The 15,180-nt window shown below is 40.5% G+C and carries 12 protein-coding genes and 5 tRNA genes; 4 read left to right on the forward strand and 13 right to left on the reverse strand.

Annotated elements, in window-relative coordinates; all coding sequences use genetic code 11:
• Window positions 1-37 precede the first annotated feature (37 nt).
• The 11 genes from OM33_RS12920 to OM33_RS12970 form a co-directional block, all read right to left on the reverse strand.
• The gene (locus OM33_RS12920; RefSeq protein ID WP_038642290.1) at window positions 38-1,945 is read right to left on the reverse strand and encodes a SurA N-terminal domain-containing protein; all 1,908 of its coding nucleotides are present in this window, start codon (window positions 1,943-1,945) and stop codon (window positions 38-40) included.
• 233 nt (window positions 1,946-2,178) lie between these two features.
• Window positions 2,179-2,451, reverse strand: a complete 273-nt coding sequence (gene hupB, locus OM33_RS12925) for a nucleoid-associated protein HU-beta (protein ID WP_038643373.1) — start codon at window positions 2,449-2,451, stop codon at window positions 2,179-2,181.
• A 203-nt stretch (window positions 2,452-2,654) separates the two neighbouring features.
• A complete protein-coding gene (gene lon / locus OM33_RS12930) occupies window positions 2,655-5,012 on the reverse strand; it encodes an endopeptidase La (protein WP_038642292.1) in 2,358 nt (785 codons plus the stop codon).
• Between the two features lie 173 nt (window positions 5,013-5,185).
• Window positions 5,186-6,469 carry an ATP-dependent protease ATP-binding subunit ClpX gene (clpX, locus tag OM33_RS12935; protein WP_038642294.1) on the reverse strand — a complete coding sequence of 428 codons (1,284 nt, stop codon included), beginning with the start codon at window positions 6,467-6,469 and terminating at the stop codon, window positions 5,186-5,188.
• Window positions 6,470-6,580: 111 nt separating this feature from the next.
• Window positions 6,581-7,192 carry an ATP-dependent Clp endopeptidase proteolytic subunit ClpP gene (gene clpP, locus OM33_RS12940; RefSeq protein WP_038642296.1) on the reverse strand — a complete coding sequence of 204 codons (612 nt, stop codon included), beginning with the start codon at window positions 7,190-7,192 and terminating at the stop codon, window positions 6,581-6,583.
• Between the two features lie 192 nt (window positions 7,193-7,384).
• Window positions 7,385-8,689, reverse strand: coding sequence for a trigger factor (gene tig / locus OM33_RS12945; RefSeq protein WP_038642297.1), 1,305 nt, complete (start codon window positions 8,687-8,689; stop codon window positions 7,385-7,387).
• Window positions 8,690-8,988: 299 nt separating this feature from the next.
• Window positions 8,989-9,065 (reverse strand) — tRNA-Pro (locus tag OM33_RS12950).
• 20 nt (window positions 9,066-9,085) lie between these two features.
• A tRNA-Pro gene (locus OM33_RS12955) sits at window positions 9,086-9,162 on the reverse strand.
• Window positions 9,163-9,181: 19 nt separating this feature from the next.
• Window positions 9,182-9,257, reverse strand: a tRNA-His gene (locus tag OM33_RS12960).
• 38 nt (window positions 9,258-9,295) lie between these two features.
• A tRNA-Arg gene (locus OM33_RS12965) sits at window positions 9,296-9,372 on the reverse strand.
• A 40-nt stretch (window positions 9,373-9,412) separates the two neighbouring features.
• A tRNA-Pro gene (locus OM33_RS12970) sits at window positions 9,413-9,489 on the reverse strand.
• 272 nt (window positions 9,490-9,761) lie between these two features.
• Here OM33_RS12970 and folD point away from each other — a divergent pair.
• Window positions 9,762-10,616 carry a bifunctional methylenetetrahydrofolate dehydrogenase/methenyltetrahydrofolate cyclohydrolase FolD gene (gene folD / locus OM33_RS12975; RefSeq protein ID WP_038642299.1) on the forward strand — a complete coding sequence of 285 codons (855 nt, stop codon included), beginning with the start codon at window positions 9,762-9,764 and terminating at the stop codon, window positions 10,614-10,616.
• Between the two features lie 69 nt (window positions 10,617-10,685).
• On the opposite strand, the gene cysS is transcribed toward folD, so the two are convergent.
• Window positions 10,686-12,062: a cysteine--tRNA ligase gene (gene cysS, locus OM33_RS12980; RefSeq protein ID WP_038642301.1), complete on the reverse strand. Its 1,377-nt coding sequence runs from the start codon at window positions 12,060-12,062 to the stop codon at window positions 10,686-10,688.
• Window positions 12,063-12,203: 141 nt separating this feature from the next.
• Between cysS and OM33_RS12985 the strand changes: the two genes are divergently transcribed.
• Window positions 12,204-12,698 (forward strand): peptidylprolyl isomerase, encoded by a 495-nt coding sequence (locus OM33_RS12985; RefSeq protein WP_038642302.1) that lies wholly within the window; start codon window positions 12,204-12,206, stop codon window positions 12,696-12,698.
• Window positions 12,699-12,741: 43 nt separating this feature from the next.
• A complete protein-coding gene (locus OM33_RS12990) occupies window positions 12,742-13,467 on the forward strand; it encodes a UDP-2,3-diacylglucosamine diphosphatase (protein ID WP_038642303.1) in 726 nt (241 codons plus the stop codon).
• Window positions 13,468-13,490: 23 nt separating this feature from the next.
• On the opposite strand, the gene miaE is transcribed toward OM33_RS12990, so the two are convergent.
• Window positions 13,491-14,267, reverse strand: coding sequence for a tRNA isopentenyl-2-thiomethyl-A-37 hydroxylase MiaE (gene miaE / locus OM33_RS12995; RefSeq protein WP_038642305.1), 777 nt, complete (start codon window positions 14,265-14,267; stop codon window positions 13,491-13,493).
• Window positions 14,268-14,528: 261 nt separating this feature from the next.
• Here miaE and OM33_RS13000 point away from each other — a divergent pair, with 261 nt between their 5' ends.
• Window positions 14,529-15,131 (forward strand): Yip1 family protein, encoded by a 603-nt coding sequence (locus OM33_RS13000; protein WP_038642307.1) that lies wholly within the window; start codon window positions 14,529-14,531, stop codon window positions 15,129-15,131.
• Window positions 15,132-15,180 lie beyond the last annotated feature (49 nt).

Here is a 15,180-nt window from a genome sequence, read left to right on the forward strand (position 1 = left end):
TTTGCTGGACCCATTAGAACATGGGTCTCAATCTATTTTATAAGTTCGGCTCTTCGGCTGTTACAGATGCTGTATTCACTTCAGCATTGTCCTGTAGCGCTTTAATAAAGCCTTCATAGTGTTTATTGATTTGCTGACGTGCAATCGCATCACGCATTTGCTCGCTTATTTCAGCTTCTGGCGCATCGTATACTTTATTTAGTACCACTAAGCTCACATCACCGTTACCAAGTGTCACAAGTTCAGCACTTTGAGCATCGCTTGGCGTTGCCATTTTAAATACTGCTTGAACTACTTCATAAGAAGGAGCAAACGATTGACGAGTTACACCCGTTGTTGCAACAACCTCAGCATTTACTTGGCTTGCAATTTCACTCAATGCAGTACCTGCTTGTAAACTAGCAAATAGGCTGTCAGCTTTTTCTTTTGCTAGCTCACTTGCCTTTTGATTCTCAAGAGTCAATTGTATACCTGCTGACACCTCATCGAGCGGTTTAACAGCTGCTGGTTTATGTTCTTTTGCACGAATGAACACAATATGTTCATCAGCAATTTCAATTAACTCAGAGTTCACGCCATCTTCTAAAATTTCAACAGAGAATGCAGTGTTTAACACGTTAGGGTTATTAAGCGGTGCTGGCGCATTATTGCGTGAAAATAATTCTGTACTTTTCACTTCAACACCAGCGACTTCTGCAGCATCAGCTAAGCTATCTGCAACTTCAAACGCAAGATCAGCTACCTGAGTTTGGATCTCATAAAACAGGTTTAAACGCTTATCAAGCTCTAGTTGCGCTTTTATGTCTGCTGAAACATCAGCAAGTGCTTTTACTTGCTCAGGTTCATAATCTGTTAGTTTAATAATATGGTAACCAAATTCGGTCTGCACTACGTCAGAAAAATCCCCTACATTTGCTAATGCAAATGCAGCTTCTTCAAATTCAGGTTCCATCATGTCACGGTCAATCCAATCAAGATCACCGCCAAGCTCAGCACTTACCAAATCATCCGATTTTTCTTGTGCCAATGTCGCAAAGTCTGCGCCGTTTTGTAGCTCAGCTAGAATAGCTTCCGCTTTTGCTTGTGCAGCAGCATCATCTTCTAAATTTTCAACTAGAATATGTGCTACACGACGACGCTCTGGCTCCATATAAAGCGCTTTATTCTCTTCATAGTTAGCAGCAACTTCTGCGTCACTTACCGCTTCATCAAGAGGTAACTCAGAACCTTTAAGCTCAATGTACTCAAGCGCCACCATTTCTGGTGCCATAAACTGATTTTGATTAAGCTGATAATATTCGTTAATTTCGTCTTCAGAAACTGACACTTCAGATTTGAAATTAGCGGCGCTTAACGTAACAGATTCAATATCACGAAGTTGGTTTTGAAGCTTTACAGTAGCTGCTAATTCATTTTCCAATGTGAAATCGGTCGCAACTAGTGCTGATGCAAGCTGGTTAAGCGTCATCTCTTTACGTAAGTAATCACGGAAACCATCAGGTTGATAGTTCATTTGACGGATAACTTGTAAGTAACGGTCGTTATTAAACTGACCTGCAACCTGAAACGCTGGAATGCTGCGAATTTCTTCTTTTATTGCTTCATCGCTAACACGAAGTCCAAGCTCTTGTGCAAGTTGCATTTGTAATTCTTGTTGTACTAAACGTTGGATAACGTTTTCACGCATACGCGCTGTGTAAGCTGGATCTGAAGCAATTTGTGAGAAGTACTCACCAAATTGTTGTTCTAGACGGCTGCGTTCGTTTTCATAGGCACGAGCGAAGCTCATCTGGCTAATTTCCTTGCCATTGACAGTTGCAACAGGCGTTTCCGTAGGTTGACCTAAATAACTACCAATACCGGCAAGAGCAAATGATAAAATCACTAAGGTTAAAATGACTTTTGCCGTTGCACCTTGTGAACCTTCTCTGATTCTCTCTAGCATTGTTTTTTCTCTTATTTCTGTTTCAGATTTACTGAAATGACTGCATCACTGCCGAGTTTATGAGTGATTACATTCGAATGAATGTGTAATTTTCGTACAATCAAACCAATATAATTACAGGACGCTATATATGTAAAAAGCGCATCTTAGCAGATGCGCCTTTTTACTTGAAGATTAAAATTGCGGTTTCAAGTGTTAAATTGAAAATACCAACTTCAGTCTTCTAGAGTCAATTAGTTTACTGCGTCTTTTAGAGCTTTACCCGCTTTAAAAGAAGGAATATTTGCAGCAGCAATCTCAATTGATTCACCAGTTTGTGGGTTACGGCCTGTACGCGCTGCACGCTCACGCACAGAGAAAGTACCAAAACCTACAAGAGCAACAGAATCGCCGTCTTTTAATGCACCCGTTACTGCATCGATAAATGAGTCTAATGCACGGCCTGCCGCTGCTTTAGAAATATCTGCATCTGTTGCGATTTGATCAACTAGTTGAGACTTGTTCAAAATATCATCCCCTTCCATTGTTATTATTTAATCGTGGTTAATAACCACATAAAGGCTAAGTTAATGCACCAAAATAATGCGTTAATTTAACGATAAAATTCGCGCTAAACACCGTCGTTAAAGGGCTAGCAAAATTACAGTGCTTAAATTAGCACAGACATTTTTTTTGAAAAGCCCTTTTAGACAGTTTTTGATGAATTTTTTTAATTTTTTGCCGTTTCGATTGAAAAACTAGCAATTGGCTCGGCTAAAGCGAGTTCCAACACCTCTTCAATTCGCTTCACAGGGTGGATTGCAAGTCCTTCCATTACATTTTCTGGAATTTCTTTTAAGTCGCGCTCATTCTCTTTTGGAATAATAACGGTCTTAATGCCACCACGATGTGCCGCTAACAGCTTTTCTTTTAATCCACCGATCGGTAATACTTCACCACGCAATGTAATCTCACCTGTCATCGCCACATCTGAACGAACAGGGTTACCCGTTAAGCTCGATACAAGACCAGTCACCATGGCAATACCTGCACTAGGACCATCTTTTGGCGTCGCACCTTCAGGAACGTGAACGTGAATATCACGTTTTTCGTAAAAATCCTCGTTAATGCGAAGCGTTTCTGCACGGCTGCGTACAACTGTCATCGCCGCTTGAATTGACTCTTGCATCACGTCACCAAGCGAACCTGTGTAATTTAGTTTGCCTTTACCAGCCATAGACGCGCATTCGATAGTCAGTAAATCACCACCTACTTCTGTCCAAGCAAGACCGGTTACCTGACCTACTTTATTAGCACCTTCGGCTTTACCGTAATCATGACGTTTAACACCTAAGTAATCTTCAAGGTTTTCATCGTTGATAACAACTTGTTTCAGAGACTTATCAAGTAAGATGTTCTTAACTGCCTTACGACATAATTTTGAGATTTCTCGCTCAAGGCTACGCACACCCGCTTCGCGTGTGTAATAACGAATGATGCCAATAATCGCACTGTCTTCAATTGCGATTTCTGACGCTTTTAAACCATTACGCTTGATTTGCTTAGGGATCAAATGGCGAAGTGCAATATTAAGCTTTTCATCCTCTGTATAACCAGAAAGACGAATAACTTCCATACGGTCTAGCAATGGACCTGGAATATTAAAACTGTTTGAAGTTGCCACAAACATCACATCGCTTAAGTCATAATCAACTTCAAGGTAGTGGTCGTTGAAGCTAGTATTTTGTTCGGGATCGAGCACTTCCAGTAATGCTGATGAAGGATCGCCACGCATATCAGATGACATCTTATCGATTTCATCTAACAGGAATAACGGGTTCTTCACACCTACTTTCGACATGTTTTGTACGATTTTACCCGGCATTGAGCCAATGTAAGTGCGGCGGTGACCACGAATTTCAGCTTCATCACGCACACCACCCAATGCCATACGAACATACTTACGACCTGTTGAACGGGCAATTGATTGGCCTAGCGACGTTTTACCAACACCAGGAGGCCCCACTAGACATAAAATTGGGCCTTTTAGTTTATTGGTGCGGTGTTGAACTGCGAGATACTCAATAATGCGTTCTTTAACTTTATCTAGGCCATAGTGATCGGCATCTAAAATCTCTTGCGCTTTCGCTAAATCTTTTTTCACCTTAGAACGTTTTTTCCAAGGCACCCCTATCATGGTATCAATGTAGGTGCGAACTACCGTAGCTTCTGCAGACATCGGCGACATCATCTTCAACTTATTTAGTTCAGATTTGGTCTTCTCTTCTGCCTCTGAAGGCATTGCTGCTTCTTCAATCTTTTTGGTTAACCCTTCAAATTCGTCAGGGACATCATCCATATCACCTAATTCTTTTTGAATCGCCTTCATTTGCTCATTGAGGTAATACTCACGCTGACTTTTTTCCATCTGTTTTTTAACACGCGAGCGAATCTTCTTCTCAACTTGAAGAACATCAATTTCGCCTTCCATTAACGCCATTAGGTATTCTAGGCGATCTTTTACATCAGCAAACTCAAGTGCCTTTTGCTTTTCAGCAACTTTTAGCGGCATATGCGCAGCCATGGTATCCGCAAGGCGAGCTGTTTCCTCAATACCTTGAACCGAACTCAATACTTCAGGCGCGATTTTCTTATTCAATTTGACATAACCTTCAAACTGATTGATGGCACTGCGCATAAATACGTCTTGCTCTACTTCAGGTATCTCTGTGGACTGTAAAAACTCTGCATTAACAACAAAGAAGTCATCTGTATCAAGGAACTCTTTAACTGCAGCACGTTGCGTACCTTCAACTAATACTTTAACAGTACCGTCTGGCAACTTTAATAATTGCAAAATAGTCGCAACAGTACCTACTTCGTAGATATCTGTGGATTCAGGCTCATCAATATTTGAGTCCTTTTGCGCAACAAGCAACACTTGTTTATCGTTATCCATTGCCGATTCAAGGCATTTAATTGATTTTTCACGGCCAACAAAAAGCGGAATAACCATATGCGGGTAAACCACTACATCGCGAAGCGCGAGAACTGGAATTTTTATCGTATCGGTACGTTCAAGGGTCATACTTGTTCCTTGCGTAAAACTGGTAACATGAGCTTAATTAAACTGTATTCAGTTTAGTCAGCTAATTATAAATTTTTAGATTAATTGTGAATATGGGGATCTCTTCTAAAGAGATCAATGCTTTTATAAAAAAAGGAGCCATTCGGCCCCTTTTTCGTTCAATAATCAAACAATTATTCAGAAACAGCTTTATCAGGCGTAGCATTTTCATAAATCAGAATAGGATCTGACTCGCCTTTAATCACAGTCTCATCAATCACTACTTTTGATACTTCTTCCATAGAAGGTAGTTCATACATAGTGTCCAGTAAAACACCTTCAACAATTGAACGTAAACCACGTGCTCCTGTTTTACGCTCCATTGCTTTGTGAGCAATTGCTTTAAGTGCATCTTCACGAAATTCAAGCTCAACGTTTTCCATTTCGAAAAGTGATGCATATTGTTTTGTTAAGGCATTCTTTGGTTCGCTTAAGATCTGGATAAGCGCAGATTCATCAAGCTCACCAAGTGTAGCAACAACTGGTAGTCGACCAATAAATTCTGGAATTAAACCGTACTTCACTAAATCTTCAGGTTCAACATCTTGGAATGCTTCAGTTAATGAGCGCTTTGAGTCGCTAGATTTAACGTCCACACCGAAACCAATACCTGTATTTTTAGTACCGCGAGCTTCAATTACTTTATCAAGTCCTGCAAATGCACCACCACAGATAAATAAGATTTTAGAGGTATCAACCTGTAAAAATTCTTGTTGTGGATGTTTTCGACCACCTTGTGGAGGCACCGACGCAACAGTACCCTCAATTAGTTTAAGCAACGCTTGTTGCACACCTTCACCCGATACATCACGAGTGATTGACGGGTTATCGGCTTTGCGTGAAATTTTGTCAATCTCATCAATATAAACAATGCCACGCTGTGCTTTTTCTACGTCATAATCACATTTCTGAAGTAACTTCTGAATAATGTTTTCAACGTCTTCACCCACATAACCTGCTTCAGTTAATGTGGTTGCATCTGCCATCGTAAATGGTACATCGAGTAGCTTTGCCATAGTTTCGGCAAGTAGCGTTTTACCGCTACCTGTTGGACCAATAAGTAGAATATTACTTTTACCTAATTCAACAGGGTTTTTTCCACCTAAGTGACGTAAGCGTTTGTAGTGGTTGTACACAGCCACCGATAACACCTTCTTAGCATGCTCTTGACCAATGACATAGTCATCTAAGTTGCTACGAATTTCTTTTGGTGTTGGTAAGCGATCTTGGCTCGCTTGTGCTGGTGCAATATCTTTAATTTCTTCACGAATAATGTCATTACACAGTTCTACACACTCATCACAAATGTAAACCGAAGGGCCTGCGATAAGTTTACGAACTTCGTGCTGGCTTTTACCACAAAACGAGCAGTACAGTAATTTACCGCTCTTGTCGCCGTCACTACGATTTTCAGACATTAAGCTACCTCTTAATATTCTTTCCTGACCTTTATGTTTATAACATAAGGTAACTGATTTACAACGAGCTTCTTTACCAGTATGGCAAAGGATTATTTGCAGCGCTAACTATTAATCTCGTTGTGAAAGTATGCCGTCAACTAAACCATAGTCAACCGCTTGTTGAGCACTCATAAAGTTATCACGATCAGTGTCGTTTGAAACAACTTCCAGTGGCTGCCCTGTGTGCTCAGCCATTAATCTATTTAACTTATCTTTTATAGATAAGATTTCCTTCGCATGAATTTCGAAATCAGATGCTTGACCTTGGAATCCACCTAATGGTTGGTGAATCATTACACGCGAGTTTGGTAAACAAAAACGCTTACCTTTGGTACCGCCTGATAATAAGAATGCACCCATACTTGCCGCTTGACCAATACACACAGTACTAATATTGGGCTTTATGAAATTCATTGTATCGTAAATTGCCATGCCTGCAGTCACTGAACCACCCGGCGAATTAATATAGATAAAAATGTCTTTTTCAGGATTTTCTGATTCCAAAAACAACAATTGAGCAACAATTAAGTTAGCCATATTGTCTTCGACTTGACCTGTAAGAAAGATAACACGTTCTTTTAATAATCGCGAATAGATGTCGTAAGAGCGCTCGCCTTTAGCGGTTTGCTCAACAACCATAGGTACTAATGCATTTAAAGGATCGAGTGGGTTATTTAACATTATTAATACTTTCCTTTTGTGCTAACAAAGTCCAAATTTAGTTTTGTTAACAAATGACGCTGAAACAATGCGGAATAAAACATTCCAACTGATTATCAGATTACCGGCAATAAAAATGGCCCGGTACAATCTGCAAATTTTTGCAGAGATACACGAGCCATTTAATCGTTAGCTAACGTTTAAGTCAATGACTTATTGCGCAGCTTGTGGATTCATGATGTCGTCAAAGCCTTTAGCAACTTCTGAAACAGCTGCTTTTGCAAGTACTGCGTCGATTGCCGCTTCTTCAAGCGCTACGTTACGCATTTGCTGCATTAGTTGGTCGTTTGACTTGTAGTATTCTACAACTTCAGTTGGATCTTCGTAAGCAGATGCCATCGTTGCGATTAACTCTTCAACTTTAGCGTCGTCAGTTTTGATCTCGTTTGACTTGATTACTTCGCCTAAAAGTAAGCCAGTCTTAACGCGAGTTGCAGCTTGATCTTGGAAAAGCTCAGCCGGAAGCTCAGGCATGTTTTGAGCGTCGCCGCCAAAACGTTGCGCAGCTTGCTGACGAAGTACATCGATTTCTTGAGCGATAAGTGCTTTAGGTGCATCAATTTCGTTAGTCTCTAAAAGACCTTTGATAACTTGATCTTTAACCTGTGCTTTAACAGCTTGGTCAAGTTCACGGCTCATGTTCTTCTTAACTTCTTCTTTAAGTGCGTCTAAACCGCCTTCTGAGATACCGAAGTTTACTGCGAATTCGTCTGTTAGTTCAGGTAATTCTTGAACTTCAACTTTGTTTACAGTGATAGTGAACTGCGCTGGTTTACCTTTAAGGTTTTCAGCGTGGTATTCTTCAGGGAAAGTTACGTCAACAACAACTTCTTCGCCTGCTTTCTTACCGATAATGCCATCTTCAAAACCTGGGATCATACGACCTTGACCAAGTTCTAGTGGGAAATTCTCAGCTTTACCGCCTTCAAACTCTTCACCGTCGATTGTACCAACAAAGTTAATTGTTACGCGGTTGTCAGCTGCAGCAGCTTCTTCAGTTTCAGCCCAAGTAGCGTGTTGCTTACGAAGTGTTACAAGCATGTTTTCAAGATCAGCGTCTGTTACTTCAACTACTGGCTTTTCAACTGCGATTTTTTCTAAATCTTTGATTTCAACTTCAGGGTAAACTTCAAATGTTGCAGAGAACTCTAGGTCTTTACCAGCTTCTAGCGCTTTTGGTTCAAATGAAGGTGCGCCAGCTGGGTTAAGTTTCTCAGCAATTACTGCATCAATGTATTGACGCTGCATTAGGTCACCAGCAACTTCTTGACGTACTGCTGCACCGTAACGCTTGTTGATGATAGACACAGGCACTTTACCTGGACGGAAACCATCTACACGCTGTGTTTTAGAAAGTTGTTGTAAGCGTTTTTTAACTTCAGTATCAATGTTCTCAGCTGGAACAGTGATCGTAATACGGCGCTCTAGGCCTTGAGTAGTCTCAACAGAAACTTGCATGTTTTACCTCAATCTTTTTAATTTGGCGTTTGCTACGCCTTCCTTTTCCCAGTGGAAGTTTAATGTGTCTTTATTAAACCCTATTTCCACTGTGGAATAACCTAATACCAATCTGATAACCAAACCCTAAAATTTGCTTACCAGATTGGTATAAAGCGTTTCAAGTTAAACTTTAGACGCGGCATTATAACGCAATAATTGAGATAGTCGAGTATCCTAACGAAATTAATAAAAATGCTTAAAACAAGCAGCAAATATAAGGAAAATTAAAGAAATGAAATGTAGTAATCAGGGAGAAATGGTCGGCGTTGCAGGATTTGAACCTGCGACCCCTTGGACCCAAACCAAGTGCGCTACCAAGCTGCGCTAAACGCCGATAATAGAATTTTACTGTAATGGTCGGCGTTGCAGGATTTGAACCTGCGACCCCTTGGACCCAAACCAAGTGCGCTACCAAGCTGCGCTAAACGCCGATACAGTAATAAAGTAAGATGGGGCGACTGACGAGACTTGAACTCGCGACAACCGGAATCACAATCCAGGGCTCTACCAACTGAGCTACAGCCGCCACTACTTTATGCAGTGTGTTGTTAAATATTTTATAAATGGCGCACCCGGAAGGATTCGAACCTTCGACCGACGGCTTAGAAGGCCGTTGCTCTATCCGGCTGAGCTACGGGCGCATTTCGAACCACACCTACTGTGCAGAAACCCTTTATAAAATGGTCGGCGTTGCAGGATTTGAACCTGCGACCCCTTGGACCCAAACCAAGTGCGCTACCAAGCTGCGCTAAACGCCGACTGCTTTTGAACATTCATGTGAGTGCTCGTAAACAACGGGGTGCATAATAGTGATTTGACCTAGTCTCGTCAAACCTTTTTTTCGAAAAAAGTGTTTAAGTGGTTAATTTTAGCGCTATGTGTTCAGTTTTTGTTATCAAGCTAATTATAACGCATAAAAGATAAACAAAGTTATCGGACATTTGTCCGCTCACACCTGTTGGCTATTGACTAAATTCATGAGAAAATGCGCCCCAATCCACTCTTTAGTATCTTATATGTAGGTTTTTTAATGTCAGCAAACATCATTGACGGTAAAGCAATTGCAAAACAAGTTAGAACATCAGTTGCAGAGCGTGTAGCAGAACGTAAAGCACAAGGACTCCGCGCACCCGGTCTTGCGGTTGTATTAGTAGGACAAGATCCTGCAAGCCAAGTTTATGTTGGTTCAAAACGTAAAGCATGTGAAGAAGTGGGCTTTGTGTCTAAATCATTTGATTTGCCAGGTGACGCAACACAGCAACAATTACTTGATTTAGTTGAGCAGCTTAATAATGACCAAGATGTAGATGGTATTTTAGTACAGCTTCCTCTGCCAGAGGGTTTAGACGCAGAACAGATTCTTGAGCGCATTACACCACATAAAGATGTTGATGGTTTTCACCCTTATAATGTTGGTCGTTTAGCACAGCGCATGCCTGCACTTCGTCCATGTACACCGAAAGGCATTATCACACTACTTGATTCAACTGGTGTTAAGTATAAAGGAATGGATGCTGTTGTGGTTGGTGCATCAAATATTGTTGGTCGTCCGATGGCACTCGAATTATTACTTGCTGGTTGCACAACAACTGTATGCCACAAATTCACTAAAAACTTAGAAGAACACGTACGTCGCGCTGATTTAGTCGTAGTGGCTGTGGGTAAAGCAGAGTTCATTCCTGGTGAGTGGATTAAAAAAGGCGCTATTGTCATTGACGTAGGTATTAACCGTTTAGAGTCTGGTCAATTAGTGGGTGATGTGGCTTATGATGTTGCCGCTGAAAACGCGAGCTTTATTACCCCGGTACCGGGTGGTGTTGGTCCTATGACAGTTGCAAGCTTAATTGCTAACACACTTGAAGCATGTGAGACATACCACAGCTAGATTTCAGATTTAAAATCCCAATAAAAAAGGTTGCCATGGCAACCTTTTTTATTGTTCAAACTTAAAAAGTTAAGCTTTACGCCACGTTGTTTTACCAGCGCTATCTTCAAGCACCACACCCATAGCGGTTAGCTTATCACGCGCTTCATCTGCAAGTGCCCAGTTTTTATCCGCACGCGCTTGATTACGCTGTAAAATCAGCGCTTCAATTTCAGCAACTTCATCATCGGCTTGTTCGCCTTGTAAAAAGCTCTCTGGATCTTGTTGCGCAATACCTAAGATTTCGCCTAGTGTTTTAAGAATAAATGCAAGTTGACCTGCTTGGTTAACATCCTCATCTTTTAGACGGTTAATTTCTTTTGCAAGTTCGAAAATAACCGGCAACGCTTCAGGCGTGTTGAAATCATCATTCATCGCTGTGTTAAAGCGAGCAACAAAATCATTTTCAAGTGATGTTTCAATTACCTCAACACCACGAAGTGCAGTATAGATACGTTCCATTGCTGCACGGGCCTGCTCTAAATTCTCAGTTGAGTAATTTAGTTGGCTACGGTAGTGACCATTAATTAAGAAAAAGCGTACTGACTCACGGTCATACTCTTTCAGTACATCACGCAATGTAAAGAAATTGCCTAACGATTTAGACATTTTTTCTTTATTTACTTGTACCATGCCTGTATGGATCCAAGTATTCACATACTTTTCACCCGTAGCGCAGCAAGACTGGGCAATTTCATTTTCATGATGCGGGAATTGTAGATCTGATCCGCCGCCGTGAATATCAAAATGCGCGCCTAAGTGTTTGTTACTCATTGCTGAACATTCAATGTGCCAACCTGGGCGGCCTTCTCCCCACGGGCTTGACCATGATGGTTCATCTACCTTGGCTTTTTTCCAAAGTACAAAATCAAGTGGATCATCTTTGCCTTCAGCAACGTCTACGCGTGCGCCTGCTTGCAACATGTCTAAATCTTGCTGCGATAATGCACCGTACTGCTCAAAGGTTGAAACGTCAAAAAGCACATCGCCATTGCTTGCTACATAGGCATGCTTTTTCTCAATCAAGCGTTCAATCATCGCAATGATTTCATCCATATGACCAGTTACTGTGGGCTCAATATCAGCTGGCAACATATTAAGCGCATCAAAATCTTCATGCATTGCTTTGGTCATACGTAAGGTTAGCGCATCAATTGCTTCGCCATTTTCGTTTGCACGCTTGATGATTTTATCATCGACGTCTGTGATATTACGGACATAAGTAACATCAAAACCACTGTGGCGAAGAAAACGATTCATCACATCAAACGACACATAGGTGCGTGCGTGACCAACGTGACAGTAATCATAAATGGTGATACCACACACATACATACCTACTTTGCCAGCTACAAGTGGTTTAAAGGCTTCTTTTTGTCGTGTAAGTGTGTTGTAAATCTGCAACATTTATAATTTCCTCTATGTTTGCGCATACTAAAGCAGCATTTTAACATGGTTGTGGTTATCGGATAAATCTTTCTTTGTTCTATTACCAGATATTTTATAAAATAGTCTGACACTTATTAAAAACTAACAGTTGGAATATACATGGTTACTATTAAAACCAATTTTGGCGACATCAAAATCGCTTTAAATGCAGAAAAAGCTCCGAAAACAGTAGAAAACTTTATTAACTACGTAAAGTCGGGTTTTTACGACGGTACTATCTTCCACCGTGTTATTGACGGTTTTATGGTTCAAGGTGGTGGTTTTACTGCTGATATGGAACAAAAAAACGTACAAGCACCAATTGAGAACGAAGCAAATAACGGCTTAGAAAACAAAGTAGGCACCATTGCAATGGCGCGTACACCAGATCCACACTCAGCAACAGCACAGTTTTTCATTAACGTGAACAACAACGACTTTTTAAACTTCACTAGCGAGACGTCGCAAGGCTGGGGTTACTGTGTATTTGGCGAGATTGTTGAAGGCATGGATATTGTCGAGAAAATCAAAGCAGTACCAACAGGAAGCTATGGTTTCCACCAAGACGTACCGCTTGATTCTGTTGTGATTGAAAGCGCAACTATCGACGCTTAATTGCATATTTGCCTCGGGTTACCGAGGCAATTTTTGGCCAACTATGAACAAAACCTACTTTATTGCAGATCTTCACTTAAGCGACGATACCTCCCTGATTAATCAAGGTTTCTTCTCTTTTCTTGAAAACTTAAAGCAAAACGCCAACTCGGTAGACGCACTCTATATTCTTGGTGACTTTTTCGAAGCATGGATTGGTGATGACAATCACACGACACTCAACCAACAAGTGGCAAATGAGTTAAATCAATTGAATCAAGCAGGTGTAAAACTCTACTTTACCCATGGTAATCGCGACTTTTTAATTAAAAGAAAATACGCTAACGCCTGCGGCATGACACTGCTACCAGAGCAAACTGTTATTGATTTATATGGTACGCCAACGCTTGTTTGCCATGGCGATGAACTCTGTACTGACGATATAGAGTATCAAAAATTCCGAAAAAAAAGTCGCTCTTGGTGGTGGCAAACATTAATGCTTAATTTGCCGCTTAGCTATCGGCAAAAGAAGGCAGCAAAAATTCGTGCCCACAGTAATCAATCAAAGAAAATGAAGTCTCAGGCCATTATGGATGTCAACGAACGAGCAGTGAGTAACATGTTTACTAAATTTAACGTCAGCCAGATGATCCATGGCCACACTCACCGCCCTAACGTGCATAAATATGATAATAATAAAACACGTTATGTACTTGGCGATTGGTATACTGATTTATGGTATATCGAGGCATCCAATGAAGGCTTAGAGTTGATTAAAGAGCCTTTATAAATTTAGAACAATCAAAAAGAGCGCTAACTGCGCTCTTTTGGTTTACCACTGTGAAATTTGAAATCATCATCTGGCGACGAAATAAGTTCAGCCTCTATTTCACCGAAAAACTTAACACGTTCGGAAATATCTTTTCCGGCAACTTGCTCTGCAAGGGCTAGATAATCTTCATAATGACGCGCTTCTGAACGAAGTAACGAAATATAAAATTTACACAGCTCACCATCTAGGTGTGGGGCTAGTTTTGCAAAACGCTCACAGGAACGGGCTTCTATATAAGCGCCACAAATTAGCTTATCGACTAATATTGCAGGCTCGTGGGTACGCACATGTGTCATCATTCCCTTAGCATATCGACTTGCCGTAATATTTTTGTATTCAATATCACGTGCAACCATAATCTCTAATACCTGATAAAAATGATGGAGCTCTTCTTTGATTAATAACACCATTTTATCAATCAAGTCTTGACCAAAATTAGAATCACTCTTTGGCACAATTTCTTTACTCAGTTTGTAATGCTCAGCAAGTGACTCAAGCGAGCCTTCTTTTTTGTAAACAAACTTCTCATACGGTTGAAACCATTCTTGTAGCGCTTCACCACTTTTCTTATCTGCAGCATACTTTTTAATAAGCCACATTGCGGTTTGCCCTGCTTTTAGCTCACAAATCAAGTGATCAACGAGTAAAACAGGTAAGTTTTCAGTTTTTTTAGCTTCTGCGATCCATTCATCAGGGGTTTCGCACTGCAAAAATTGATAAATGGGGGCAAGTAATTCCTGATATTTAGCTAAACTCATATCTACGTTATACAAAAATGAATAATAATTAATTTTATCATAACAACTTAAACTAAGTCTTGAATCTTCTTACGCCACCTTTGCTTGCATTGATCTTTGTCAGAAATTAAAGATAACCCTCAATTATATTTCTTGACATTTTATTAACAATAACCAATAAGTAGTAATGACCTGTTTAAAAAAACAACAAACGCTAATTGTTGAATTTGAAGTCAAAAATCACATTAGCCAATCAATTTAGGGTAATACAAGGAACACAACATGATTTTAAATCACCTTTGGGGTTTATATGCCCACCCAAAAGAAGAGTGGCATACGATAGACGCTCGCCATGAAAGTTTTGGTTACAGCATGTCGCATATTTTACTTATTGCACTTGTGCCAAGTGTCATGGGTTATTTTTCATCAGTATACTTAGGATGGAGTGTTGGCGTTGGTGAACGCATTTTCTTAACAGAATCGAGTGCTATGTTACTCGCCATTTCAATGTATTTTGCACTGATTGCAGGTGTTTTCACACTGGCGTACCTAGCTCATTGGATGGCAGTCACCTTTGGTGCTGAACCAAGCTATACACAAACACTTGAATTAGCAGCGTATACATCTACGCCAATATTTATGTCTGCGTTGGCAGCAGTGTATCCTGAATTATGGTTTATTGTACTTGTAGGGTGTGGTGCTGTGGCTTATTCAGTATATTTACTCTACACAGGTGTGCCAATTTTAATGCACATTCCTGAAGAGCGTGGCTTTATTTATGCAAGCTCAGTAGTTACGTGTGGATTAGTACTTCTGGTTATTATTCTTGCAGCAACAGCAATTATGTGGACATCAGGCTTTGGCCCAATGTTTACATCAGGTTAGATTTTCTAGTTTTCATCGTTGATAAAACAAAAAAGGAGCATCAATGCTC

This window comes from Pseudoalteromonas piratica, assembly GCF_000788395.1.
Classification (GTDB): domain Bacteria; phylum Pseudomonadota; class Gammaproteobacteria; order Enterobacterales; family Alteromonadaceae; genus Pseudoalteromonas; species Pseudoalteromonas piratica.